This is a genomic window from Paenibacillus sp. BT-177, assembly GCF_025846815.2.
Taxonomy (GTDB): domain Bacteria; phylum Bacillota; class Bacilli; order Paenibacillales; family Paenibacillaceae; genus Paenibacillus; species Paenibacillus polymyxa_C.
Window position 1 is genome coordinate 43436 of record NZ_JAOYTP010000010.1, and the last position, 24212, is coordinate 67647.

Annotated in this window: 24 protein-coding genes; 10 read left to right on the forward strand and 14 right to left on the reverse strand. The window is 47.0% G+C overall.

The window, feature by feature from the left end; translation table 11 throughout:
- Nucleotides 1–10: 10 nt before the first annotated feature.
- Together map and OIU26_RS21900 are read right to left on the reverse strand one after the other, a co-directional pair.
- Nucleotides 11–793, reverse strand: a complete 783-nt coding sequence (map, locus tag OIU26_RS21895; RefSeq protein WP_013369239.1) for a type I methionyl aminopeptidase — start codon at nucleotides 791–793, stop codon at nucleotides 11–13.
- A gap of 102 nt (nucleotides 794–895) precedes the next feature.
- Entirely contained in the window at nucleotides 896–1084 is a 189-nt protein-coding gene (locus tag OIU26_RS21900) for a hypothetical protein (RefSeq protein WP_007428354.1), read from the reverse strand.
- Between the two features lie 363 nt (nucleotides 1085–1447).
- Between OIU26_RS21900 and OIU26_RS21905 the strand changes: the two genes are divergently transcribed.
- The 5 genes from OIU26_RS21905 (at nucleotide 1448) to OIU26_RS21925 (ending at nucleotide 5618) form a co-directional block, all read left to right on the forward strand.
- Entirely contained in the window at nucleotides 1448–2485 is a 1038-nt protein-coding gene (locus OIU26_RS21905; protein WP_264218013.1) for a serine hydrolase domain-containing protein, read from the forward strand.
- Nucleotides 2486–2528: 43 nt separating this feature from the next.
- Complete coding sequence (locus OIU26_RS21910; RefSeq protein WP_264218014.1) at nucleotides 2529–3680, forward strand: MGDG synthase family glycosyltransferase; 1152 nt, start codon at nucleotides 2529–2531, stop codon at nucleotides 3678–3680.
- A 30-nt stretch (nucleotides 3681–3710) separates the two neighbouring features.
- A complete protein-coding gene (locus tag OIU26_RS21915) occupies nucleotides 3711–3992 on the forward strand; it encodes a hypothetical protein (protein WP_019686045.1) in 282 nt (93 codons plus the stop codon).
- A 459-nt stretch (nucleotides 3993–4451) separates the two neighbouring features.
- Nucleotides 4452–5135, forward strand: coding sequence for an MOSC domain-containing protein (locus OIU26_RS21920; RefSeq protein WP_264218015.1), 684 nt, complete (start codon nucleotides 4452–4454; stop codon nucleotides 5133–5135).
- 144 nt (nucleotides 5136–5279) lie between these two features.
- Entirely contained in the window at nucleotides 5280–5618 is a 339-nt protein-coding gene (locus tag OIU26_RS21925) for a DUF4870 domain-containing protein (RefSeq protein ID WP_040102217.1), read from the forward strand.
- An 84-nt stretch (nucleotides 5619–5702) separates the two neighbouring features.
- On the opposite strand, the gene OIU26_RS21930 is transcribed toward OIU26_RS21925, so the two are convergent.
- Nucleotides 5703–6632, reverse strand: coding sequence for a sigma-70 family RNA polymerase sigma factor (locus OIU26_RS21930; RefSeq protein WP_264218016.1), 930 nt, complete (start codon nucleotides 6630–6632; stop codon nucleotides 5703–5705).
- Nucleotides 6633–6650: 18 nt separating this feature from the next.
- A complete protein-coding gene (locus tag OIU26_RS21935) occupies nucleotides 6651–7094 on the reverse strand; it encodes a carboxymuconolactone decarboxylase family protein (RefSeq protein ID WP_016819535.1) in 444 nt (147 codons plus the stop codon).
- Nucleotides 7095–7245: 151 nt separating this feature from the next.
- On the opposite strand from OIU26_RS21935, the gene mscL reads away from it, so the two are divergent.
- A complete protein-coding gene (mscL, locus tag OIU26_RS21940) occupies nucleotides 7246–7740 on the forward strand; it encodes a large conductance mechanosensitive channel protein MscL (protein WP_013369231.1) in 495 nt (164 codons plus the stop codon).
- 84 nt (nucleotides 7741–7824) lie between these two features.
- Here the strand turns inward: mscL and OIU26_RS21945 are convergent, their stop codons facing one another.
- Complete coding sequence (locus OIU26_RS21945) at nucleotides 7825–8526, reverse strand: histidine phosphatase family protein (RefSeq protein WP_264218017.1); 702 nt, start codon at nucleotides 8524–8526, stop codon at nucleotides 7825–7827.
- Between the two features lie 72 nt (nucleotides 8527–8598).
- Nucleotides 8599–8892, reverse strand: coding sequence for a hypothetical protein (locus OIU26_RS21950; protein ID WP_013308601.1), 294 nt, complete (start codon nucleotides 8890–8892; stop codon nucleotides 8599–8601).
- Between the two features lie 172 nt (nucleotides 8893–9064).
- On the opposite strand from OIU26_RS21950, the gene OIU26_RS21955 reads away from it, so the two are divergent.
- Nucleotides 9065–9697 carry an NUDIX hydrolase gene (locus OIU26_RS21955; protein ID WP_025677106.1) on the forward strand — a complete coding sequence of 211 codons (633 nt, stop codon included), beginning with the start codon at nucleotides 9065–9067 and terminating at the stop codon, nucleotides 9695–9697.
- Between the two features lie 8 nt (nucleotides 9698–9705).
- Here OIU26_RS21955 and OIU26_RS21960 read toward each other — a convergent pair whose 3' ends face one another.
- On the reverse strand, nucleotides 9706–10494 hold the full coding sequence (locus OIU26_RS21960; protein ID WP_264218079.1) for a TrmB family transcriptional regulator: 789 nt from the start codon (nucleotides 10492–10494) through the stop codon (nucleotides 9706–9708).
- Between the two features lie 65 nt (nucleotides 10495–10559).
- Nucleotides 10560–11405: a zinc ribbon domain-containing protein gene (locus OIU26_RS21965; protein WP_264218018.1), complete on the reverse strand. Its 846-nt coding sequence runs from the start codon at nucleotides 11403–11405 to the stop codon at nucleotides 10560–10562.
- Between the two features lie 312 nt (nucleotides 11406–11717).
- Here OIU26_RS21965 and OIU26_RS21970 point away from each other — a divergent pair, with 312 nt between their 5' ends.
- On the forward strand, nucleotides 11718–14150 hold the full coding sequence (locus tag OIU26_RS21970; protein ID WP_264218019.1) for a UvrD-helicase domain-containing protein: 2433 nt from the start codon (nucleotides 11718–11720) through the stop codon (nucleotides 14148–14150).
- Between the two features lie 288 nt (nucleotides 14151–14438).
- Nucleotides 14439–15200, forward strand: coding sequence for an SDR family NAD(P)-dependent oxidoreductase (locus tag OIU26_RS21975; protein ID WP_264218020.1), 762 nt, complete (start codon nucleotides 14439–14441; stop codon nucleotides 15198–15200).
- A 112-nt stretch (nucleotides 15201–15312) separates the two neighbouring features.
- On the opposite strand, the gene OIU26_RS21980 is transcribed toward OIU26_RS21975, so the two are convergent.
- From OIU26_RS21980 to OIU26_RS21990, 3 genes are all read right to left on the reverse strand, one after another.
- Complete coding sequence (locus OIU26_RS21980; RefSeq protein WP_264218021.1) at nucleotides 15313–16647, reverse strand: SMI1/KNR4 family protein; 1335 nt, start codon at nucleotides 16645–16647, stop codon at nucleotides 15313–15315.
- A gap of 132 nt (nucleotides 16648–16779) precedes the next feature.
- Nucleotides 16780–17046 carry a hypothetical protein gene (locus OIU26_RS21985; protein WP_264218022.1) on the reverse strand — a complete coding sequence of 89 codons (267 nt, stop codon included), beginning with the start codon at nucleotides 17044–17046 and terminating at the stop codon, nucleotides 16780–16782.
- Between the two features lie 21 nt (nucleotides 17047–17067).
- A complete protein-coding gene (locus OIU26_RS21990) occupies nucleotides 17068–17862 on the reverse strand; it encodes a GNAT family N-acetyltransferase (protein ID WP_264218023.1) in 795 nt (264 codons plus the stop codon).
- 442 nt (nucleotides 17863–18304) lie between these two features.
- Here OIU26_RS21990 and OIU26_RS21995 point away from each other — a divergent pair, with 442 nt between their 5' ends.
- The gene (locus tag OIU26_RS21995) at nucleotides 18305–20275 is read left to right on the forward strand and encodes a glycosyl hydrolase (RefSeq protein WP_264218024.1); all 1971 of its coding nucleotides are present in this window, start codon (nucleotides 18305–18307) and stop codon (nucleotides 20273–20275) included.
- A 292-nt stretch (nucleotides 20276–20567) separates the two neighbouring features.
- Here OIU26_RS21995 and OIU26_RS22000 read toward each other — a convergent pair whose 3' ends face one another.
- Genes OIU26_RS22000 through OIU26_RS22010 form a run of 3 tightly spaced genes read right to left on the reverse strand, consistent with a single transcriptional unit; the run spans nucleotide 20568 to nucleotide 24195 of the window.
- Entirely contained in the window at nucleotides 20568–22247 is a 1680-nt protein-coding gene (locus tag OIU26_RS22000; RefSeq protein WP_264218025.1) for an ABC transporter substrate-binding protein, read from the reverse strand.
- Between the two features lie 38 nt (nucleotides 22248–22285).
- A complete protein-coding gene (locus OIU26_RS22005) occupies nucleotides 22286–23224 on the reverse strand; it encodes a carbohydrate ABC transporter permease (protein ID WP_264218026.1) in 939 nt (312 codons plus the stop codon).
- A gap of 14 nt (nucleotides 23225–23238) precedes the next feature.
- Nucleotides 23239–24195: an ABC transporter permease gene (locus tag OIU26_RS22010; RefSeq protein ID WP_264218027.1), complete on the reverse strand. Its 957-nt coding sequence runs from the start codon at nucleotides 24193–24195 to the stop codon at nucleotides 23239–23241.
- Nucleotides 24196–24212: the final 17 nt, after the last annotated feature.

Genomic DNA, 24212 nt, shown 5'->3' on the forward strand with positions numbered 1-24212 from the left:
CAATACTCTTTTACGAGGTCAAAATATAAGGACCGTTCTTTGTAATCGCAATGGTGTGCTCATATTGAGCGCCCCAACTGCCGTCTGCTGTGCTGATGGTCCAACCATCATCCCCCCAGAGCACCGCGCCTTCGGGTCCGAGGGTAAATACCGGCTCAATGGTAATCACCATCCCTTCGCGCAGTGGCAATCCTGTTCTGGCACGACCGTAGTGGAGAACGTCCGGCGGTTCATGCATTTGGCGGCCGATCCCATGCCCAATCAGAGATTTGACGTTACCGTACCGCCGCCAGCCTGCCGCTTTTCCCACCGCATGCCCGATATCCCCTAATGTCCTGCCGGGGCGGGCAACGTCGATGCCTCGCATTAGCGCCTTATGGGTCTGCCGCAACAGCTTTGCTACTGGCCGGCTGATGTTACCCACTGCGTAGGTCCATCCCCGGTCAGCCAGCCACCCGTCCTTGTTGACCACAATGTCGATGGTCACAATATCCCCGTCATGAAGCACCCGCTCCGAGGGAAAGCCGTGACATACCACCTCATTGACCGAAGCGCAGGTAGCATAAGGGAACCCTTTGTAGCCCTTTTGTTCAGGCGTAGCTCCACGCTTGCTTAGAAATTGCTCCACCCAAGCATCGATTTCAAGCGTTGTGATTCCCGGAAGAATACGACTTTCCAGCGTACGATGGCAATCTGCCAAAATACGTCCGGCCTCCCTCATGTAGCCGATTTCCTCCGGTGTTCGTATCGCTATTTCTATTGGAATCCGCCTCCTTTGAGCATACAAATTCACTAAACCTATCCCATTGTATGCAGGACGGACACAAAAAAACCGTCTCCTCTGTGGATAGACGGTTTATAAAAGTCGTGTTTCTAGTTGTTCGTAAGCGAACCCTTAAGATACTGAAGAATTTATGCGGCCGAGTTCGTTTTCCACCACCATGGTCAACTCTTCCTCATACCCTCCTGTTATCCGGTATTTTCGCACATATTCCTTTACAAATTTTTTGGGATCCTTAGGCCGGAAAATTCGAGTCATTTCCCGCAGACTTTCCTTAACTTCATTATGACCTTTCGTTGCCATGTAACTCCCTCCCAAAACGTTGAAAATAAGTGCTCCGTTGAAGAGAATGCCGAAAAGTATTGATGTCCTTATGCAGTGAAGTAGTATGTCTAGTGCAGCTTAGGTCGGGAATGCCTTATGCGAGGCATGTACCTGACACTATTATTAACCGATTTTCTTTTGGCTGAATCACTACCCCATTATACCATATTCAGATACAGCTTTCAGCTTTCCAGTAAATTTACATTGATTTTACCTATCTTTTACGCTTCATATCATTTGGAGTTCTCAATTAGCTGCTGCATAGAGGTATACCTTATTTATCGGCTTTTGGAGCGTATGTGTTTGGGGTAAAATAAATAAACATAACAAGGGGGGAAAAGGATGAGCCGTTATGCTCCACTGTTCACTGCACCTGTTGCCCGTCTATCTGCGCTGAACCTCGGAACTTGTGAAGAGGAAGACATCGATGCCTCCCTACTTGATCAGGCAGACCACGAAATCCGAGCCAAATTTCCGAAAATGCATAGCTTTCTGCTGCTTCGCCACGGCAAGCTGATCTGGGAACGCTATTACAACGGTCATGAAGCAAGCTCCCTGAACGATTTGCGTTCCGCAACCAAAAGCTTCACTTCCACGCTCGTCGGCATTGCTATGGCACGTGGGGATATGCCCGGACCAGAGACCGCTGTGCATAAGTTGTTGCCTGAGTATTTACCCAAGCGGAAGGAAACACTGCTAGAACGGATTACAATTCGTCATCTGTTGACTATGACGTCAGGCTTGTATTGGCAGACGGGCAAAAAGCTCGGCGAAGCCTTTATCCACCGTTTTCATCGCAGCAAAAGCTGGCCGTCCTTTGCCCTACGCTTACCTGTACAGGAGGATCAAATCGGCGTATTCCAATATCGCAGTGTGGATTCACATCTGTTGTCCGTTCTGCTCACTCGTTGCTGTGGGATTGACGCCTATACGTATGCTCTCCAGCATTTATTCGAACCGTTAGGGTTCGGGAGAAGTGGTTGGGCACAAGATCCAGAGGGCTACACCATGGGCCACATCGGACTGTATCTGACGTCGCGAGACATGGCTAAATTCGGCGATTGCTGCCTTCATCAAGGCATCTGGAATGGCAGAGAATTGATTCCAGCCGATTGGCTGCATGAGGCGACGCAGCGACAGATTGAAGGCTATCCGGAATTCGGAGATTACGGATTCCAATGGTGGACTGGACGACTCCACGGCATTGATTATGCGTGTGCACACGGACATGGAGGACAGCAAATTTATCTGATACCGGAAGCGAATGCAGTCGTGGTATTTACAGCAGACAGCAAGGTGAGCCGTTGGAAAAACCCACGAACACTGCTAGAGCGTTTCGTTTTGCCAGCCGTATCCTCCCTCAACTTGGAACGTTCCTAAAATGAGCTACATGTGCTTATTGAATATAGGGGGCTAAACAATCATGGAAGTCTCAGCACCGAAAATTCTAATATTATACGCCAGCTACGGGGAAGGCCATGTGCAGGCCGCCCGGGCAATCATGGATAGTCTGCGAAGACTCGGACACTGCGAGGTACAACTACTCGACCTGATGGCTGAATCACATCCCTGGTTGAATGGGCTGACCAAATTTGTATATATGCAAAGCTTCAAAACCATTCCACAGCTTTACGGCTGGGTCTATAACATCACGCGCGGTATGCAAGCTAAATCGGCCTTTGGCCATGTGTTGCATTCATTCGGAATGCGTCAACTTGCTCTCACACTGAAAAAAGAGTTGCCGGATCTCGTAATCCATACGTTCCCGCAGCTCGCTCTCCCGGCGTTACGCCGCAAAATGGGAATGAATTTGCCTATTGTCAACGTGGTTACAGACTTTGACCTGCATGGGCGCTGGCTGCATCCCGATATTGATCGCTACTATGTAGCCACTGAGGATCTTCAGCAGGAAGCCGCACAGCGAGGAATACCTATCGAACGTATTGCCGCGACCGGGATTCCGATTCACGCTTCTTTTTATAACCTATCTGTCAACGAAGTCCCTGATCAGCAACAGGTAATCCCACCGTTACAAACTGAGACGACCACGTTGCTCATTATGGCAGGTGCATATGGTGTGTTATCCGGCATACTGGATATCTGTCGTCATTTAAGCCGACTTCCGCAGCTACGACTGCTGATCGTCTGCGGACGCAACCAGCAGCTAAAAGCAGAATTGGATGCGCTGTATGCGGACCACCCCGACATCTACACCTACGGATTCGTGGACTACGTCCCGGCACTTATGCGAGCAAGCAATCTGGTGATTACAAAGCCCGGTGGTATCACACTCTCGGAAAGCATCGCATCGGGTTTACCTATCCTGGTGTTCAAACCCGTACCCGGGCAGGAGCTAAATAATGCTCTGTATCTGCAGCAAAAAGGAGCTGCCCGCATTGCTCGCACAACAGAGGAACTGATTCAACATTGTCTGGATCTGATCTCCACCCCCTCTCTTGCTAAGGAAATGAAGCAGGCGATTGAGTTACTTCGCAAACCTCATCCCGCAGACCAAATTGCCGAGGATATTTTACTGCAGCTTGTGGATAAAAGAACCTCTGTCTGGACAAATTAACGAAGAATAAGCCAGACGGAGGGGATACCAATGGAACACAAAGGAAAGGATTTACTCCCACTAACGGGTGAAAAGGTAGAAGTGGATGGTATTTATGTGGATGAGGATGGACATGAGCAACATTTGCACAGAGGCCAGCACTTTCCAGCTGATGTTGTTTTGGGTACTTCCGAGTGGAAAATGACCGAATATGCCTTTGATAACCATCACGAAGGACGTACCGATGAACGACTTATCCCCAAAGAGGATGACAAGAATAAAATGGGTAAAATCACACACCCACGCCGCCATTTGAAAACTGGTGACCGATAATTACGGAAGCATATCCACAATTACACCCAATATGTTGATAGTTTGTGGACAAACTGTGTGCAAAGTATGAATTATCGTAATATTATCTACAGATTGTGCACAATTTGTGTATAAATCATGTTACTTCTGTGGATAAACATTAATATGCGGTGGATAAAGTGTATACAACATGTGCAAAACATGTGCATAACCGTTTAAAAGGCTGAACGAATTCTTTTCGTTCAGCCTTTTTCGTATTTTTATACACATTCTCTAATTCATATTTTTAACGAGATCGGGTATGTTCGAACGAGAACATCGCTCCCGGAACGATGAGTTGCCCAAAAAGGACTCTATCCCATTAACGGAGACTAATCAAAAATTCGCAAATAGCGCATAGAGGAGTGTAAAATGGAAACGGGGACGAACAGAGTCAAAAGAAGGAATTACCGAAATGTAAAAAGAGTAGGGGTGATCCGAATGGCATCTATTAAAATCCTTTCACTTAATGTCGGCATGCCCAAGCAGATCCAGTTTAATCAGAAGGACGTTTCTACGGGGATATTCAAGTCGGCCACAGATGAATATTTGTATTTATCTTATCTAAACTTCGAAGGGGATGGGCAGGGCGATCTAGTTCATCACGGGGGTAAAGAGAAAGCTGTATGCGTCTATCCCTACGAGCACTATCCGTTCTGGGAAAATGAATTGCGGAGGCCGCTCGATTACGGCGCGTTCGGGGAAAATTTAACGATAAAGGGTTTGCTAGAATCCGACGTTTGCATTGGAGACGTCTTTAAGCTTGGCAAAGCTATCGTTCAAGTTAGCCAGCCGAGACAGCCTTGCTACAAGTTGTCCATCAAGTACAGCGTACCGGACATGCCATTGAAGGTACAGCAAACAGGCTACACGGGATTCTACTTCCGCGTTCTGGAAGAGGGAGTTGCCTCTAAAGCCGACGGACTATCCCTCCTTCATCGCCATCCGAAAGCAATTACGGTTTCATTTGCCAATCGAATTATGCATCAAGAGAAGGATCATATCGAGGGTATTAAACAAATTCTCGAAGTGGAAGAATTGTCCGTAAACTGGAGAAATACGTTTCTAAAACGTTTGGCGGGAACCGAAACGGATTCTCGGGAAAGACTATCAGGCAATTCGTAAGGTGGAAGTGGTTCAATGAGTTAGTATGTTTTGTGTAGAGTCAACTTTTTTACCGAGATCGGGCATATCCTTCAATCCTATCCTCATAGCTTGTATAGTACGGAGACTTAGCTTGAATCTTTTATAAAGGAGGATATGCCTGACATGTCAGTCTATAAGTCTTCCACAGGATTGGATGAAAATATAGCAGCTGTCCTGTGCTATTTGTTCGCCTTTATTGGCGCGCTGGCCTTTGTCATGCTGGAAAAGAAAAGCCGATTCGTATTATTTCACGCACTGCAATCCATACTTCTTTTTGTAGCCCTCATGATCGGACATGTGCTGGTCGGATTCATTCCACTACTCGGTCCTTTCCTCGCTTCCCTGCTAACGCTGGCAAGCCTTGCCTTGTGGATTATCTTGTTAATTCGTGCGGGACAAGGAAAGTGGCTCAAGCTTCCCTGGATAGGCGATCTGGCTCTTCATCAAGCTCGGCAGTTATGAAAACAGCAAAAAACCTTGATCCTAAGCAAGGAATCAAGGTTTTTTATGTTTGGGCAGTTCATTTTTTTACGCTAGCTTCTTCTGTCATATATGGATGTGTCCCAGCTTATCTGGATTAACCATTAAATAAAAATTCTGAATATGCTCCCCGTCCGCTGTCAGTATGAGGCATAAGGTTTCTCTCACTTCACCGTCTTTCAGAAATGCCAGCTGAACCTCACCATTAATGACGGTGTGGACCACATCTCTTTCTCGTAAAACGGTTAATACCCGACGAGAGGTCAACAGGGCGAGAACGCCTTTGCGTACAACCATCGGCCTCATCACTGTATGCACATTACCTCCACCATCTGACACGAATATAGGTTGTTCAGCCAGTAGTTCCAGCATAGCAGTCACATCGTAGGCGAGAAAAGCGGTTGTAAAACGCTCCAGCAGTTTTACCCGGGAAGAGTTATTTATATTAGGACTGGTTGGAGCTTCAGGAGCAGATTCTCCGGAAGATAGAATACGACGGGAACGACTGAACAACTGCCGACAGTTGCTCTCGGTCTTGCCCAGTAATTCTGCAATTTCTTTATAATCATATTGAAAAGCTTCTCTCAGCACAAAAACAGCTCGCTCTATCGGTTTTAGCTGCTCCAGCAGAACCAGAAATGCGTAAGAAATCATATCTTTACGTTCCAGCCAATCGGCAGGGAGATCTGCACTCTCACCCAGCGGCTCCGGCAACCATTCTCCTACATATGTCTCTCTTTGCTTACGCGCAGAATTCAGTAGATTCAGACACCGATTCATCGTCATTTTGGCTACATAGGCTTTGGGATTCTGTATATCATTCAGGGGCTTATTCTCCAGCTCAACAAAACAGTCTTGAACGACATCCTCGGCATCCGTAACCGTTCCAAGCATGCGATAAGCAATGGCAAAAGAATATTTGCGATATTTCTGATACAGCTCCTCCAGACTTACATCCACCGATTCTTGTTCAATCCCTTGTTCTTTGCCAGTCAAAGTGTAGCCCCCTGTTCATTAAAGACTGCCTGGATACATCCCGGTCGCTATGGCAATCCGGTTCCAACTGTTGATCACATTAATTGCGGTAATCAAATCTACATACTCTTCCTCTGTAAAATGTTCTCTGACTCGATTATACAAGTCTGTGGGTACCCCTTGCTCTGAAATATGAGTGACCGCTTCAGCTAATTCAAGCATAGCACGTTCTTTTTCTGTGAACAAAGGAACCTCCCGCCATAAAGCAAGCTGCAAGATGTGATCGGCATAATCCCCTAGTTTTAGCAAATCCTTTGCATGCATATCAAGACAATAGGAACAGCCATTGATTTGGGATACTCTAATTTTCAGCAGTTCGTACAATACTTTGTCTGTAAAACGACCGGAAATATACTTTTCCATCTCCATCATTGCCTTGAATGTACTAGGACTCACTGCTCTGTGGTTAAATCTTAAACTCACGATACATCGCCTCCATTATTGGTTTACATACAGAAGACAAATGAACATGTGATTTTGTGACAAAGTGCAATACATCAATTTGGAATTGCCCTCAATTGACATAGCATGTATTATAGATAAATGATTTTATGCAAAGAAGGTGTGCACTCACATGAGCGGAAAAGGTTTTATTAAAGAATTTAAAGAATTCGCTGTACGGGGTAACGTGATTGACCTCGCGGTCGGCGTTATCATTGGTGGAGCGTTTGGCAAGATTGTCACTTCTGTGGTAAACGATATTATTATGCCTCCGATTGGTAAACTTCTGGGCGGTATGAATTTTCCAGACTTATATGTAGCTTTACAAGCTGCCGACCCTCTAAATGCTGACGGTACACGCAAGACTTTGGCACAAGCCAAAGAAGCAGGGATTGCGGTCCTTGCCTATGGTCAGTTTATTAATGTCCTGCTAGATTTCCTCATCGTGGCCTTCTGTGTGTTCATGCTGGTCAAAGGGATTAACATGCTGAAGCGCAAAGAGGAAGAAAAACCTCCTCAGGAAAAAACAATCAAGGAGTGCCCACATTGCCTGTCCGAAATCCCTATAGCTGCTACCCGCTGTGCACATTGCACTTCCAAGCTAGAGGGATTCGTTGAAGCACGCTGACTCGAACTACATTCCTATGAATAAAACAAACGGCTTAAGACAGTGTATCGTCTTAAGCCGTTTTTAGCATGGCTCTAAAAATCATTAATTGAAGTTGGTGATAATACCCCGAGGTCTGACTGGCAAACCTTCTGCGTACAGATGGGAGACATCACCGAAGCCAATGCAACGGGGAACTGCCCATTCCTTGGAGCGTTCATCAAACAAGATGGTAGTTACGGAGCTAGGCGGCATCCAAAAACCGGACCAGACCAAAGCCAACGGTAGTTCCAACAGATGTGCAAGCCAGGTTAGCCCGAAGCCGCCATGACAAAATACAGCTACCCTGTCTTCCGTGTGCTTCAGAATTCGGTACCTGCCCTCCACCCGCTCAAAGCCTTGCCGCTTCAAAAATTCATCAGAATGAACTTTCAGTCGCTCGAAGGTTTCAGGACTTTGCGTCCCCTGATAATAGGAAATTTCCTTCCAAGAATCATGGGTCGGCAGAGGCGACCCGGAACGAATCACTTCACCAGGCAAATCCCAATGGGAAAGACGACCGTATGGAGTATCCTCCAGTTTTAGAGCCAGCTCCTGCGTCCAGTCCTCCACTTCATAAGTCATACCGAGAGAGTCGGCGGTGTACCGCATCGTATCCAAGGCCCGTCCCAAAGGAGAGACGTAAATACGGTCCAGTCCGTGACTGGACAGCCGTTTGGCCAATGCCTTGGCTTCCAAATGACCCTCTGGCGTGATGGTGTTGTTAGGATAATCGGGGTCTGCATGTCGGATAATATACAATCTCATTATTTGTTCTCCGTTCCTATGAATGGCGACAGGATCGCTTTATCTCATTCCAACAGTGAGTTTTCCTAATTTTTAATGCTTATTCAGCAAGGTTTCCAAAATCGCGCGCAAATCCCTGTCTTCCTGATAAACTTCCTCACCTGTATCCAGCTCAATTACCCGGATATATGTATAGTTCGCTCTGGCATCGACGGGTTTAAAAATCAATTCCTCCGGATTGTCTGGACGCACATCATAGCCCATATTCTTGAACATATCTGTTATTTGATCAATCCCCGGCTTGCCTCCGCTTTCCAGCATAATCAGCCCACGCAGTTCCTTGGGCTCCTCTGGATGCATAACTCGGAAATGTACAATACATTCCATGTAAAATCGCTCCTTTCAATCATAAAGCTATGTTATGGCGCAAATCCCCATGTTCCCAGCATACCCCAAAAGCTACTCCGCATTCCACATCGTCCATCATATCGTCAGAACGGAAAACACGTTATACTGTAAAGTAGACTTTGATTTTCTGCATATGATAGGAGGAATCACGATGACTAGCGAGCTTCTGGATATCTACGACGATGAAGACACCCCCCTCGGCACAGCCTCCCGACAGGAAGCACATGCCAAGGGCTACTGGCATCATACCTTTCACTGCTGGCTGGCACGAGACACCTCGACAGGCCGCCGCTTGCTATTCCAACAGCGTCAGGATACAAAGGACACCTTTCCCGGATGCTACGATATTACAGCCGCCGGGCATTTGACTTCAGGCGAAGATATGTCCCAGGCGGCTCGCGAGCTGGAGGAAGAACTAGGCATTTATGTTCCCTTTACCTCCTTAACACCACTGATGACCGTTCGGTATGAAAGTAAAGGTACCGCACAGGGCACCTCTTTTTGGGATCGGGAGGTCAGCTCGGTGTTTGGACTGCTGTCCAACCAGCCCCTGGAAGCCTATTGTCTCCAGCAGGAAGAAGTAGCCGGACTGTACGAAGCAGACCTTGACCAAGCACTAGCCCTGTTTGAAGGCCATATTCCATTTATCGAAGCCCAAGGTATTACGTCGGGGCCGAACCCGGAAAAAACTCGCCGCCTGATTACACCGGATCAATTCGTGCCTCATCAAGCGGGCTATATTACATCTGTATGCCGGGCCCTGATGGAACTTCCCTCCCAGTAATCCTTATACTATTCTCCAGCTGACATATATTTGCCGATAATGCCTTCATATCGCCAGCCATATCGGGTCGACAGCTCGCTGCCCATATCATGCTCCAGCTCATACAGAATAAGATCCTGGGCAAAATGATCAAGCAGCAAACCTGTCATCACCGGATGCTCGGTAATAAGCGCCTGTGTCGGACAATTCTCTCCCCGCATACCCAGCATGCACCAACGCCGATCAATAACAAAGGAAAACTTACGCCCTGACGGTTCCTGTCCGTCTGTACCAGACGCACGCGGTAGCCACGGTCCCAACATACTTTCTCCGTTGTCGCAGGACCATAGCAGACGCACACCCCGACTCTCGGCTTTTTTCAACGCTTCCCGCAGCAGTTCGGCTTCCTCGCGCCACAAATTCAGCACAATCTCATGCTCTGCCCGTTCCAGCTCGCGTGTCAGGCTTTCCAGCACCTTCCGGTCACCTTCCACGTTGTAGAAGGTCGGCTTGGCTGGTTCTGTTTGTGGCATCTCCTTCTCCACCGCCAGCAGGGACTCCCGCATCTGCCCTTCGATCATTCGGGTCAGCTCACCCGGCGGCAGCATGCTGTAGCGTACAGGCTCTCCCGCACTCGCTCTGAGATATCCCTGCCCGGCCAAACGCTGCAAAGCTGCGTACACGTTGGAACGCGATGCCCCTAGACGCTTAGCCACTTCATAGCCGGAAGCCGCATTTTGTCTCGAAAGCTCGACCATCACTTTGGCTTCCATCTCCGTAAAACCCAGATTCCGCAGATGTTGCAGCAAACGCTCCATATGTTCTGTTCCCCCTATGCTGCCCGGCGTTATGTCTGTGCCCTGCGGTAGCCTGTTCGGCTGCGTCAAATCTGTTCAGCTCCACAGCGCGGGCACCATTTGGAGCCTTTAGGTAGTTCCGCTGTGCAGATTTGGCATTTTACATTTTCACGTATTTGTGTAGACGTCATTGTTGGCTTCTCACCCAAGGAATTATTGGCCTTCCAATATCGAATGCGCTCGTCCAGCTCCTCCTGACGCTCGCGCTCACGTTCCAGTTCTTCAAGACGACGGTGTTCTTTCTCCAATTCCTCCTGACGACGGCGCTCCCACTCTTCATCGAACGCTGCTTTTTCTTCTGGAGTAAAATCAGATACCGTGTAATTGCGATCTAATCCCGTTGAATCATGCGTTTCATGCTGCTCATCCTGTTCATGCCGATCGATGACTTCATCTTCTGCATACTCCATGTAAGCAGGCGCAGCATCCTTCACTGCCTCTGACTTGCGCAGATCAAAAGAATAGGCGTCTGCCGGCACTTCCTCCCGCACAGCCGCTACTTGCTTGGAGGCTGTCTGCCTTTCATTCAGCTTGCGTCCGCATTTGGGACAAAAGTTCGCATCCAGCGGCACAACTGCACCACAGGTACATAAATGGGCGTTTTTCAATTCTGCAATTCTACTGCGCAGCTCATCAATTTCATCCTGAAGCTCATCACAAGCAGTAGACAACTGTGTCATCTCGGTTTCAGCCACTGACATATCGGATGCCCGGTAGCCTTCGTAAAAGATTTGACCCATTCGTAAGAAATGAACATCCATTTCCTGCTGAATCGTTGTAATTTGCGAATTAATCTTACTAATCTCGACAGCATGCTGCGCCTTTTCTGTTGCGCGATTAGCGCCTTCCTTTATACGTTGAATCAGCTTCATCTTCATTTCCTCCCCATATCCAGCCGGATTTCACTGTACCGTCCGTATATCCCAAAGTTTTTTTCTGTTGGCAAGCCTCGAACTCCTGTATAATGGAATGCGGTCCTATCGCCTGTTTGAGGCTATAGGCATTGGCGTCAGCCTATTAACGTTCTGACGCTCCTGCTCTAGATCCGCATGAATTCAGCATCATTTTTAGTCCATTCGCCTTGTTCTTATCATCAACTAAAGCTGACTAGAACTCTATCATACCAAAAACTACCCCCATTTGTGAAAATGGAAGATTTTAAGAACGAAAGGGGTTTCAGGATCATGAACCCAAATCCTGCATTTTACCCCCGACCCATCGGGGTTCCTTATTCAACGACGATCCCTCAGGCACGTCGAGCTTCTATGGATACCAGTATAACGCTGGTGCCCGACACCGACCAAGACGCGACTTTTTTCCGTGCTATAGAGAACGCGGGCATTCATCTGAACCGCCCGCAAATTCAGGCCGTACGCCACGGTAAAGGCCCGCTTCTGACCCTGGCAGGGGCTGGCTGCGGCAAAACCACGGTGCTGGCAGCCCGTGCAGGCTACCTTATGGCGATGCGGGATGTCCCTGCATCGTCCATCCTGCTGGTGACCTTCACCAGCAAAGCAGCTGCCGAAATGAAGCTGCGCATCGCGGGATTACCCGGTGTGCGACCCGCCGCTGCACGCGCAGTACAGGCGCGTACCTTCCACTCATTCGCTTTGGCGATGCTGCGTCATCGCGGCGTACAAGACGAAGTGTTCGGTGAAACGCAGGCCCAGCATACCGTTATGAAAATGATGCTACGCCAGCTTGGACTGAGTGAGGCTTTCCAGCCGGAAAGCCTGCTGTCCGCACTCTCCGCCTGGAAAGCGGAAGGCCGTAGCGCAGACGAGCTGCCGGAAACCATGCGCGAGGAAGCGGATGCCAAGCGTGCCATGCTCGCCTATGAAGCGTGGAAACAGGAACGCAATAAGATGGATTTTGACGATATTCTGCTGCGTGCCTCCGTTCTCCTGCGTGACCCGGATGTGCTTCAGCCGCTTCAACGGCGTTTTTCCTATATCATGGTCGATGAATTCCAGGATACGAATGCCCTGCAATACGAAATGGTGCAACGATTGGCTGCGAGGCATCGCAATCTGATGGTCGTCGGAGATGATGACCAGACGATCTATACCTTTAATGGAGCCCGCCAGGAATCCATTCTGGAGTTTGACAAGGTCTATAAAGATGCAAAGGTCATCACCCTTGATATTAATTATCGCAGTGATGCGCGCATTTTGGGGCTGGGTTCCAACATCGTCGCTAAAAATGTTCATCGACGTTCCAAACGTCTTGCGGCTGCCGGGCGTGAGGGCTTGCCGCCACAGTTTGCCACCCCATCTGGACCTGAGGAAGAGGCGGGACATATTGTTACTCATCTGCTCGGGCAGGTAGAAGAAGGTCGACTTCGCTACCGGGATATCGCTATTTTGCACCGGACAGCCAGCGGAAGCCGATCTATTTTTGAGCAATTGATTATGCGGGATGTCCCATTTATTCAGTACGGAGCGGGAGCCGTATTTTACGATCAATCTCTGATTCGTCCCTTAATGGACCACTTGCGTCTGTCGCTGAATCCCCGGCGAATGGAATCCATTCCAAGCACCCTTGGACCGCTGTATGTCTCCCGTGAGGCCGGAATGGAATGGATTATGCGTGAAGAGAAGCAGCAGGCTAAAAAATACCCGTTAATCCACCTCAGTCGCTGGGATCGACTGCGTGATTTTCAGCGTGAACAAGTGAAAGAACGCATTCGGTTGATTCGCAGTCTCACTACAATGAAACCTGCCTATGCCATTCAAGAAATGCGGCGCGTCTTTTATGATAAATATTTGGAAAGCGGAGATACGGGCGCATGGACACATTATAAGGAAACGATGCAAGAAAGTCTGGAGGAGCTTGAAACGGCAGCCAAGCGCTTTGACACGGTAGAGGCATTCGTCAACTTTGCGGACGAGCTTTCAGAGCGCCACCGCCAGATGGAATCTCTGCGCAGAGAGGAAGACAGCGATGCTGTTCGGCTCATGACGATCCACCGTGCCAAGGGACTGGAGTTCCCTTGCGTATATTGGATCGGAGCAAGTGAAGGCATCCTTCCGCATAGCTCGGCTCTACACAGCGAGCTGCCAGAGGATCGTCGGGCAGGCGCCGCCCCCGCAACGGCTGTGGATAACGATGCTGCGCTGGAGGAAGAGCGCCGCCTCGCTTACGTGGCCGTCACCCGGGCGAAGGAGCTGCTGTACATCACCTCCCCCGCCTCCAATCACGGCAAGCCTGCTGCCGTGTCGCGTTTTCTGCTGGAAGCCTATGGGGTCACCCCTGAAGTCTCCAAGCCAGAAACGCGCCGCAGTAGCTTCGGCCAACCGAAGGGTACTTCGGGGTATGGCAGCCGGGCTGGCGGTGGTTCGCCAATGTCTGACACGGCAACCCGTGTGAGCAGCAGGCCGGGACTAGCCCCAGCAACCCCTACAGCACGTACGGCTTCGGCGGCGGCTAGGTCACAGACAGAGCCACGCGTCGATGTGCCTGTGTGGAAATGCACGGACGCCGCCTGCAAGGCGTGGATGCGGCGCGACACAGTAGGTGGACGCCGCACAACTACGGCTAGTGCAGGCACGCCACCGGTGTGTCCGCTTTGCTCCTCCCCGATGACGGAGGGTACGCGCAACATCCCGGCCAGATAAGTGCGAGGCGTGTATAGCCGCTATGGAGCTGTACTCCCACTGCATTCGTCATTTCCAGTCCGGCTTGTGCAGACCTGTAATGAATCCAAAAAAGCACTAATGTACATTTTCCCGGCACCCTGCAAAAATAAGTTTTAGACAGACTAAATCAAATAAAAAACGGTAGACTAGGATGTGAGAATAAAATCCTAATCTGCCGTTTTTTATATATCATTTTATCTAAGTTAACCCTCATTTATTCTAGATAAATTTCGTTGATGACTGAATTCTAAAAGGAGAGAAAACTTAATGAAACTTTCAGGAAATACAATACTCATTACCGGTGGAAGTACTGGAATAGGATTAGCTTTTGCAGAACGATTTTTAAAAGCTGGAAATAAAGTCATTGTTTCTGGACGGCGTGAACATGTACTTCAACAAGCAAAAGAGAAATTGCCTAGCCTCATTACTCATGTAAGTGATTTAAATATGGAGTCCGAGCGCATAGCATTGTCGGAGTGGGTAACTGCCAACTATCCAGAAGTAAATGTGTTAGTTAACAACGCCGGTATCCAACAACGTTTTAATGTGTTAAAAACGGATGCAAAAAACAATTGGAATTATTTCAGCAAAGAAATTACCACTAACATTGAAGCACCTTTCCATCTATCCATGCTATTCGCTCCATACTTTGCAACAAAAGAAGAGGCGACTATCATTAACGTCTCTTCTGGGTTAGCTTTTACGCCGTTTGTGATTGCTCCGATTTACTCAGCAACAAAAGCGGCACTTCATTCATTTACAATTAGCATAAGACACCAACTTTCTGATACGTCTGTAGAGGTAATTGAAGTTGTCCCTCCGGCAGTGAATACAGATTTAGGTGGAGCAGGATTGCACACGCAAGGAGAACCATTAGATGACTTCGCAGATGGAATTTTCAAAGGATTAGAAGAAGGTAAAATAGAAATCGGATATGGTACTTCTGTGGCTCGCTTACGCATGTCACGGAATGAAGTCGACGAACACGTAGAAAATATGTACAAGGCAACGAAAAACTCAATTGAATAACTTGCTTAATGAGCCATCCTTTTGCGGGATGGCCCTTTCCTTTATTTCGCTTTTTATTGATTTACCTTGTAGAATTTGCTGGCACGTTATCATAATTCCCAAATCTCATTTCTCACGATTCGTCTTTGTCGAAATAATCATCTGGCAAATGCAGTTCTCGCAAACAACCGATAAATTTTTCTTTGAAATTCGGATTTTTTTTATATTCCGGCCATACCGCCTTATAGTAAGGCAGCAACTTCTCATGTGGAATAATGCCCCAGTATAAAATCATGTTTTTCAGAACCTGCGGGTCGCCCCCTATCAACATCTGTTCAATGATCTGCCAGCTTCCCTGCTTGTTTTCGCAACTACGCGCGGCATAGATGGCAGTGGTCTGCATTTTCGGGTCGGCGTGACACAGGAAAGGCGCAAAGTTCTGGAGCGTAATCGCATCGTAATTCTCCAGGATATATCCTGAATAACGCAACGTTTCCGAATCATGAATCCTGTCAAGACTTTGCAAAATCACTGGAATAAATTCCGTTAAATTTGCTGTTTTACTGGAAGCGTGCAGAATCGTTAAAGCTTGCAGAAAATCCCTATGTTCATCCGATTGCAACAATTCCAGAAGATATTTTCTACCCGTGTCAAAAGAAGTTTTGCAGATTAGCCAAACAGCTGTGGTCCGATTTTTTGGGCTTTGCTCCGCAATGTTTTTCAAAAAACCAAGGGATGGCTGGGCAACTTCCTTAAACTTGAACATTCCATCAAGCGCCTTTGCTTGGATTTCTTCGTTTGGAGCGCTCTGATACATCTGGATCAGTGCATTCTCATCACCCGGCATTCGACTGCCAAACCACCCGATATCATAATCCAAAATAATTTCATCCAGCCAGCGCTCGTACCAGTCCAGAAAGCTGTCTTCATAGACAAAGAAAAAGGGATGATCGGGATGAAAATCGGAGGTGTACACAATTCTCCCCCTGTATTTCCCTTCAAGTACGAGATACATGTCGTATTCGCAGCCTTGGGTACCTATGCACAACATGCCGCCCAGCACCTTGCTACGGGCGTCATCGTATTCCTCATCAGGGATGTCCTCATCCTTGGTCAAGGGCTCAATCAGATGGTTCCATTCCTCTTTGGCCATCCCGGGATGCAAAACGGATTTTGCCAGGAGTGCCTGGTGCTCGGTATAGGAAGTTGCCTTTTCAATCGGATAAATTCCATAATAGGGTCCGGCGCCTCCGTTGCCGATGTTTGTTAAAAACAGCGCGTAAGGCTCGGGTAGGGTGACTTGATTGTGGGCTTGCCAGTCCGCCAGCTCTTTTGCTGTAAGCTTCTCTTTAACCCTGTACTGATGTGAGGATGCTCCAAACACCGAGAAATCCTTGTCTTTGTGCATGGCCTGATTCAGTTTGTCTTTTATTCGATCCAGTTGCGTTTCTTTCTTCCCAAACCACATATTTGAACCCTCCAGTTGACTTAGCCAGTTTCCTTTATTTGCTTATCCAGCAATTTCATTCTTTATGGGTCTTACCTCTTTACATTGATATGTATCTTTTTAAGTAGGTTTTTATAATACGGTGGATACTGTTTAATTGAAGTATGAAAAGTGATCGCGCATAAAATGAGTTAACGTATCCTCCAAATTGTGATGCTGTTTCATATATTGGAACAAGATGGACGAGGTGAGCATGATTTCAGAATCCTCGATACTAATAATCCATGACGGTGGCTCCTCAGGATTGTAACTAAATTCGCTAACGATGCCGTATGCTATACCTAATTTATCCATTCTCTTGTGTAAAATTTGATAGATCTCGTCAGTCAGTTGATGAATATTAATATCATTCTGTTCCAAAACTTTCTCCCTCCTCATTCGTCAATCAATAGATAGTTTAAAATCAACAATCGTCTGTTCGGCCGTAACCTCATAGCCTAAACCCTTGTAAAGTTGTACAGCAACTTGGTTCTCCTTCAGCACTCCCAGATAGACATCTGATGCAAGCGTTCTGCCCAGTTTTGTAAGTTGGCTCGTCAAGTGCTTTGCTAGCCCTTTCCCTCTGTGAGCAGGGCTTGTATATATGTTTCCGAGCTCCACGAGCTTAGAATCATAAAAGTGGAAGCCACCTACGGCAATAAAATGACCACATTCCTTGATCCCAAGGAAAGGATATTGTTCGAGTTCGCTCCTCGTAAAAAATTTCATGCCCCCATTTCGTAAAAAATCCACTATTTCTGGAACTTCGTTTTCCTTAACTAACTCAGCCAAGTTAGAATCAAGCAGTTTCGATTGATCCATATGTTTCATCGTTAAGAAACGTTGTGGGTTACCCGTTATGAGCCCATGAGACTGAAGAAGTTGTAGGTCACGATCACACAGGATTGTACCACAAACGGCATTTTTCTTAAGTTGAATGATTTCCTTCGTAGAAGCAATAAGAGCTGTAAAGTTAAGTTCCTCTCGGTTTATACAGTAGAAAGAAAATGCAGGGAAGGAAAGCCCGCAAAAGTATGCTAAGACCCCTGTCAGCCTGTCATCTACATATTGACCGACAAATTTAGCTTGCTCCTTACGTTGACTTAAATAGCTATAGAATAACAAGTGTTGGTCTCTATGAATCTGGTCCGTTAATTGATAAATAGTTTCGTCGCTAAGCAGTCGATGAGAAATCATGTATTAATCCCTTTCATTCCCATGTGGGTAATATTCTTATTGGCATAATACCACAAATGGAAACGATCCTTCCCGCTTATCCCATGTAGCCTTAACAATCTTGAGTTATACGTTTCAAAAAATATAAAGATTGTTTGCTATCGAAGTATAAAAATCCATAATTTAAGGATGATTTTCTCCGAAATTCATTGTATGGTTCCTGCCTCGCCTCTAATTTATGATGAAATTAAAGAGAGGTGAGGTCCTAAAAAATTAATGACAAATATTGAAAACGCATACAAACGAAGAAAGAATGCTTAAAAATGCAAGCTGGTCCTGAATCACCTGTCATCGATTACTTCAAAGTGTACTTAATATGTACACACTAATGAAAGCGTTTTCCGTAATATGCGTTGCAGGTCAATCGAGCCGGTAACATCTACTAATTCAAGGAGTGAATAATATGCCAGATCCATGGAAAAGAAGGTCTTTCGGTATTCTCAGCTTTGTTCTCTTATCCTTTTTGTTGGTATCTCTCAGTTTAATTCCAAGCTTAGCAAAAGCAGAATCAGCTCCCTTGGTCACCGATGTTGAAGACCGAACGGTGATGAATGCAAGTCAAGATTTATCCACTAACGGCAATTCCTCTCCTATAGTCGTCAGCTCCAAAGATGCAATTCTTCAAGGTTACGGTGTAGAAAAACGGGATACACCCTATACCGGCGATACGCTTTATAAAGGCGATGGCTATGTATCCTTCTTTTATGACTATGACCCTAATTCCGGCAAGTCTGACGGGACGGCTACGTTTAAAGTGAACGTGCCTACAGCAGGTCTTTATAGGCTGAGCCTCGGCTACTACATTCCGGCGGACACCGGCTCCAAGGATACCAGCATCAAGGTCAATGGTACCATGGCTGAAAACATAACGCTGGCTGCTCCTCCGAAAGGTGCGGCGGTGAACGAGAACATGGTAACTAAGATCATGCTGAATGCTGGCACAAACGAGCTGACTTTTTCAAGAGGCTGGGGATATTACGGGATCGAGTATGTGAAGGTTGAATTCGCCAATCTGCCAGCTGCAATAAGCAAAATGGAAGCCGAAGACGGAGCCATTACTGGTGAGGTCAGCATCGAAGCTGCTGATACGGGTTATTCCGGTACCGGTTACGCAGCCTTTAAAGGCACAGGGTCGTTAACCTTTGCCTATAACGCAGCCTCAAGCGGGCTTTACAATCTTGCAATCGGTTACAGTAATCCCAATGGAGACAAAAAGACCCAATTGGTGGTCAATGGCCAGACCAGCGAAACATCACTCCCGACAACAGCAAGCTACACAGAGGTATCTGGCGGTAAACTGATGCTGAGTGCGGGAAACAATACCATACAGTTCAATGTCGATTCGGACCAATATCATATCGACTACGTCAAGCTGTCAGCAGTGTCCCCCCCGAAACTGCATCAGATTGAGAAAAAGCCAGTAAACCCGAATGCGACTGCGGAAACCAAGGCACTTATGGGTTATCTCATCGATAGTTACGGCAGCAACATTCTTTCCGGTCAGCACACTCTTGAGGATGCCCAGTGGATTAAAGACCAAACTGGAAAGTATCCTGCCATATTATCAACGGACATGATGGATTATTCCCCCTCTCGCATCGAACATGGCGCCACCTCAACTGAAGTGGAAAAGGCGATTCAATGGGCCAAAGAAGGTGGAATTGTCACATTCGCATGGCACTGGAATGCTCCTAAGGGACTGCATGATATTCCCGGCAAAGAATGGTGGCGCGGGTTTTACACGGACGCTACTACATTCGACGTTCAATATGCGCTTACTCATCCCGAGTCGGAAGAGTATCAGCTTATCCTAAGGGATATCGATGCTATTGCTGCTCAGTTGAAACGCCTCCAAGACGCTCACGTTCCGGTGCTGTGGAGACCGCTGCACGAGGCGGAGGGCAAATGGTTCTGGTGGGGCGCCCAAGGGCCAGACTCCGCCAAGCAACTGTACCATATCATGTACGACCGCCTAACAAACTACCATCACCTGAACAACCTGATCTGGGTATGGAACTCCGAGAGCCCCGAGTGGTATCCGGGAGACGATGTCGTCGATATTGTAAGTGTGGATATCTACAACCAGGCGGCTAATTATAGCCCAAGTATCGGCAAGTATGACAGCTTGGTGAATCTCGTGCAAGGCAAGAAGCTGGTTGGTCTGTCCGAAAACGGCCCGATTGGCGATCCTGAATTACTTCAAACATATTCAGCACATTGGCTCTTTTTCACCACATGGACAGGCGACTTCATCCGCAACGGACAATATAACTCCCTGGATCATCTCATAAAAGTGTTCAACAGCGATTACGTGATCACGAGGGATGAGCTTCCCCAAGACCTATTTACTTCATCCAAGAATGAAGCGGAGTAAGGCACTCTTATTTCGGATATTCGGACTTTGGGTATGTGATCGAATTCGATAACAACGGTGATAACTTGGTATTACTTTGAACGTGCCCATAACTGTACCGTCCCATCCAGCACCATGAAGCAGCGTAGAAGCCTGTCTCTAAAGAACAGCAGCCACCTCAGAAAGTAACCGGGGTGGCCGCTTTTGATTTATAACCTGAACGAATGCAGTCTATCGCAAACCTTAATGAAAAAGGACCGTCTCCTCTCCAATTGGAAAGTGGAAACGGCCCCGTTCTTTTATGCGAAACGAGTTAGTTAGTGGACCACAGCTTAATTCGGTCTTGGATATGCTTGGTAAAGGATTGTTCCATTTCTTGTACTCCGGCTTTCTCCAGTTCTGCCATATAGTCGTCCCAAACCTTGTCGAAGTTTTCCGGTTTAGTCATGACAGCTTCCGGAATCCGTTTCCATGTAATATCCTTCATCTTGGCTCCGAGAATAACAGCCGGATCGTCATTGGGAAGAGGCATCGTATACGCTGCTCCATATGCTCTCGGTTGGAATTCATCTTCCTTCGGGAATAGATCCTTCCAGTGCTCAATCTTATAGGCCTTAAGCACTTCCTTCTCCGACTTGTTATAAGTCGCTGTCAGCAGTTCCGGATAACTACGAGTAAAATAGTTGCCAGTTGAGTCCTTGATGCCATCACCATAATGGACCATCAAGTTCCAATATAGACCGATTCCGGACTCTTTTTGGAAAGCCGCATTGTCATTGTTCATCCGTTCAAGTACGGCCGGAATAATCGTCCGTTTGCCGTCTTTAACTGTGTAATGCTTGCCTTCAATCCCCCAATTATTCAGGACTTGACCCTCTTCCGATGCCAGAAAGTCGAGGAACTGGATAGCACGTACCGGGTCCTTACACTTGCTAGAGATCGAGATTCCGTATCCCCCATCAAAACCAGGCAGCCAGAAGTTGGTATCCTTGTACTCCTTGCTCATGGTAACTGGATAATGACCGTAAGTCTGATCGAATTTGCCCTCCGCTTTTAGTGCATTTTGTCCGTCTCCATAGTCCCACTCTGGATCAGCCAAGCCCAGTACGCGGCCTGAAGCTACCTTCGCCTTAAACTGGTCTGTCTTCTGTACGAAGCTTTCTGGGTCCAGCAATCCAATGGCATTCATGTGATTTAACCAACGGAAATATTCCTTTTCTTCCGGTCGGCGGAAATGATAAGTCGCTTGGTGAGTTTTTTGATCGATGAAGTATTCGCCGTCGTCTGGTCCCCCGGTCGTTTGAAATCCTGAATTCGTGACTTGGTACATATGCCAATCGTCGGCATTTAGGGACAGTCCGATATTTTTGTTGCCATTTTCGTCCGTCGGATGCTTGGTGATATAGTCCTTAATGACTTTTTCAAAATCCTGTACCGTACGAATGTCCGGGTATCCCGCTTCCTTGACGACACGGTGTTGGAGTTTAAATCCTACGTCGGGTTTGATTTTTTCCTCTTCGACAGCAGACCAGGTCGGAATAACATAGATGGATTGATCATCCAAACTGTACTTCGTCCGAACAAGCTTGTCTCCCAGCATTTTTTTTATATTCGGTGCATGCTTGTCGATCAAATCCGTCAGATCAATAATTGCACCAGCATCGACAAGTTTGCCGACATCCGCCTTAGCAGCGATTAAATCAGGGTAGTTTCCTGTGGCTGCAATCAATGAAATCTTTTGGACCGGGTCTCCGACAGCGAATTCAGCATCTAGTGTTACTCCGGTTTTTTCAGCGATGACCTTACCGACTTCATCCTTCATGTTATTCCAATTTGTACTGGAGTCTTCCGAAAAATAAGTAAGCGTGATGTCTCCTGTTGTTACGGCCTTGGTAGCCTCAGACGGATTATTACCACTACACCCTGCAAGGGTCGCCACTAAAGTTAGTGACATTACGAAAGGTACGATCATTCTATTTTTTCTTGACTTCATGGAGCTAAACCTCCCTGTATAATGAATGTTGCCTCGTTTTAGCTTTTTACCGCTCCAAGCGTCATACCTTTAACAAAATATTTTTGCAGAAAAGGATAGACGATTAGAATCGGTACGGTAACAATGATGGTGATTGCCATTTTGACGGATTCCGGCGAAACCTGTGCCATACGCTCCGCCATATTGGCAGCGTCCTGGGAATTGGTTGCGCTTGTTGTCGTACTTTGCAAAATTTTCATCAATTCATATTGCAGGGTCGTCAACGATTCGTTGGACCCATTAAACAGATAAGTATCGAACCAAGAGTTCCATTGTCCAACCGCCAAGAAGAGCGCTACGGTCGCTAATGCTGGTTTGCAAAGAGGAAGAATAACGCGCCAGTAGATCGTGAAATCGTTGGCACCATCCAGCTTAGCTGATTCCTGTAACGCATAAGGCAGACCATCAATGAAGGAACGAATAATGAAGACGTTAAACGCACTTACAAGGCCCGGTAAAATATAGACGGCAAATGTATCAATTAAATGCAATTCCTTCATCAGGATAAAACCTGGAATTAACCCTCCGGAAACATACATGGTAACAGCAAGAAAAATTGAGATGAACCTTCTGGCTTGAAAATCACTTCGTGCAAGCGTATAGGCAAGCATCGAGCCGCTGACCAAGCCCGCTACAGTGCCAATGACGGTCCGCAGAAAGGAGATTTTGAATCCAGTGATTAACCCCTCATAGGTGAAAATCAAATCGTAATTTTTCAAAGTAAATTGCCTTGGCCAGATGGTGATTCCACCTCTAATGGTGTCCACCGAATCGTTAAAAGAGATAGCCAGCACATTTAAGAACGGGTAGATCGTCAGAACGGTTACCACAATCATGAAAACATAAACAACTACCTCTAGGATTCGGTCTTGTAGTGATTTAGACTTAAGCTTGTTATTTAATCCGCTGACCGGCGTAGTGCTTTTGACAGCCTCCATGTCTATTCTCCTCCTTACATAATGCTCTCGTTGGTATAGCGCTTAAAGATTCCGTTAGCCGCAAACAATAGGACCAGGCTTATCACCGAATTGAAGATATTAATGGCCGTCCCGAAAGAGTAGCGTCCCATCGCCAGACCATAATTAAGCGCATACAAATCAAGTACTTCAGAGTAATCGATGACCAGGTGATTGCCCAACAGAAATTGCTTCTCGAATCCCGTACCGAGCAGATGGCCAATAGACATAATCAGGAGAATGATAATGGTCGGCCGGATCCCCGGCAGCGTAATATGCCACATTTGCTGGAATCGGCTAGCGCCGTCCACCCGTGCAGCCTCGTATAATTCAGGACCAATACCGGCGATGGCAGCCAGATAAATAATAGCGTTCCAACCGGTTTCCTTCCAGATGTCTCCGAAAGTTACAACCCACCAAAATAATTTACCTTGGGCCATAAACTGGACTGGCTGATCGATGATGCCTAGACCCATGAGCATATCGTTTACGACACCGCCATCCGCTGAAAGCATTTTGGTGACAATGCCTGCAGCAACCACCCATGAAACAAAGTGCGGCAGATAAGATACAGTCTGAACAAATCGTTTTACAACCTGAATACGGACCTCGTTGAGCAATAGAGCAAAGACAACCGGTACAATAAAACCAGCGACCAGTCCCATAAGACTCATAGCCAACGTGTTCCGCAGTACTTGGTAAAAATGATCATCTTGGAACAAAGTACGAAAATGCTCCAAGCCCACCCACTTCTGTTCAAAAAAACTCAAACCGGGTCTGTATTTCTGAAATGCCATTGTCCAGCCCCATAGCGGCAAATACTGAAAGATGAAGACCCAGATCACAAACGGAATGGACATATAATAAAGATACCTTTGGCTTTTAAATACCTTCCAAGCATTCCGCTTCGGTTTTTTGTATACGTTTTCCGAATTTACTGTTACCGCTTTCATTTTTTTCATCCCCTCTC

Excerpts from the sequence above, each read along its gene's own strand:
- OIU26_RS21900 (WP_007428354.1), bottom strand. The coding sequence starts at position 1,084 with ATGGCAACGAAAGGTCATAATGAAGTTAAGGAAAGTCTGCGGGAAATG.
- OIU26_RS21905 (WP_264218013.1), top strand. The coding sequence starts at position 1,448 with ATGAGCCGTTATGCTCCACTGTTCACTGCACCTGTTGCCCGTCTATCT.
- OIU26_RS21910 (WP_264218014.1), top strand. The coding sequence starts at position 2,529 with ATGGAAGTCTCAGCACCGAAAATTCTAATATTATACGCCAGCTACGGG.
- OIU26_RS21915 (WP_019686045.1), top strand. The coding sequence starts at position 3,711 with ATGGAACACAAAGGAAAGGATTTACTCCCACTAACGGGTGAAAAGGTA.
- OIU26_RS21920 (WP_264218015.1), top strand. The coding sequence starts at position 4,452 with ATGGCATCTATTAAAATCCTTTCACTTAATGTCGGCATGCCCAAGCAG.
- OIU26_RS21925 (WP_040102217.1), top strand. The coding sequence starts at position 5,280 with ATGTCAGTCTATAAGTCTTCCACAGGATTGGATGAAAATATAGCAGCT.
- mscL (WP_013369231.1), top strand. The coding sequence starts at position 7,246 with ATGAGCGGAAAAGGTTTTATTAAAGAATTTAAAGAATTCGCTGTACGG.
- OIU26_RS21945 (WP_264218017.1), bottom strand. The coding sequence starts at position 8,526 with ATGAGATTGTATATTATCCGACATGCAGACCCCGATTATCCTAACAAC.
- OIU26_RS21950 (WP_013308601.1), bottom strand. The coding sequence starts at position 8,892 with ATGGAATGTATTGTACATTTCCGAGTTATGCATCCAGAGGAGCCCAAG.
- OIU26_RS21955 (WP_025677106.1), top strand. The coding sequence starts at position 9,065 with ATGACTAGCGAGCTTCTGGATATCTACGACGATGAAGACACCCCCCTC.
- OIU26_RS21960 (WP_264218079.1), bottom strand. The coding sequence starts at position 10,494 with ATGGAGCGTTTGCTGCAACATCTGCGGAATCTGGGTTTTACGGAGATG.
- OIU26_RS21965 (WP_264218018.1), bottom strand. The coding sequence starts at position 11,405 with ATGAAGCTGATTCAACGTATAAAGGAAGGCGCTAATCGCGCAACAGAA.
- OIU26_RS21970 (WP_264218019.1), top strand. The coding sequence starts at position 11,718 with ATGAACCCAAATCCTGCATTTTACCCCCGACCCATCGGGGTTCCTTAT.
- OIU26_RS21975 (WP_264218020.1), top strand. The coding sequence starts at position 14,439 with ATGAAACTTTCAGGAAATACAATACTCATTACCGGTGGAAGTACTGGA.
- OIU26_RS21980 (WP_264218021.1), bottom strand. The coding sequence starts at position 16,647 with ATGTGGTTTGGGAAGAAAGAAACGCAACTGGATCGAATAAAAGACAAA.
- OIU26_RS21990 (WP_264218023.1), bottom strand. The coding sequence starts at position 17,862 with ATGATTTCTCATCGACTGCTTAGCGACGAAACTATTTATCAATTAACG.
- OIU26_RS21995 (WP_264218024.1), top strand. The coding sequence starts at position 18,305 with ATGCCAGATCCATGGAAAAGAAGGTCTTTCGGTATTCTCAGCTTTGTT.
- OIU26_RS22000 (WP_264218025.1), bottom strand. The coding sequence starts at position 22,247 with ATGAAGTCAAGAAAAAATAGAATGATCGTACCTTTCGTAATGTCACTA.
- OIU26_RS22005 (WP_264218026.1), bottom strand. The coding sequence starts at position 23,224 with ATGGAGGCTGTCAAAAGCACTACGCCGGTCAGCGGATTAAATAACAAG.
- OIU26_RS22010 (WP_264218027.1), bottom strand. The coding sequence starts at position 24,195 with ATGAAAGCGGTAACAGTAAATTCGGAAAACGTATACAAAAAACCGAAG.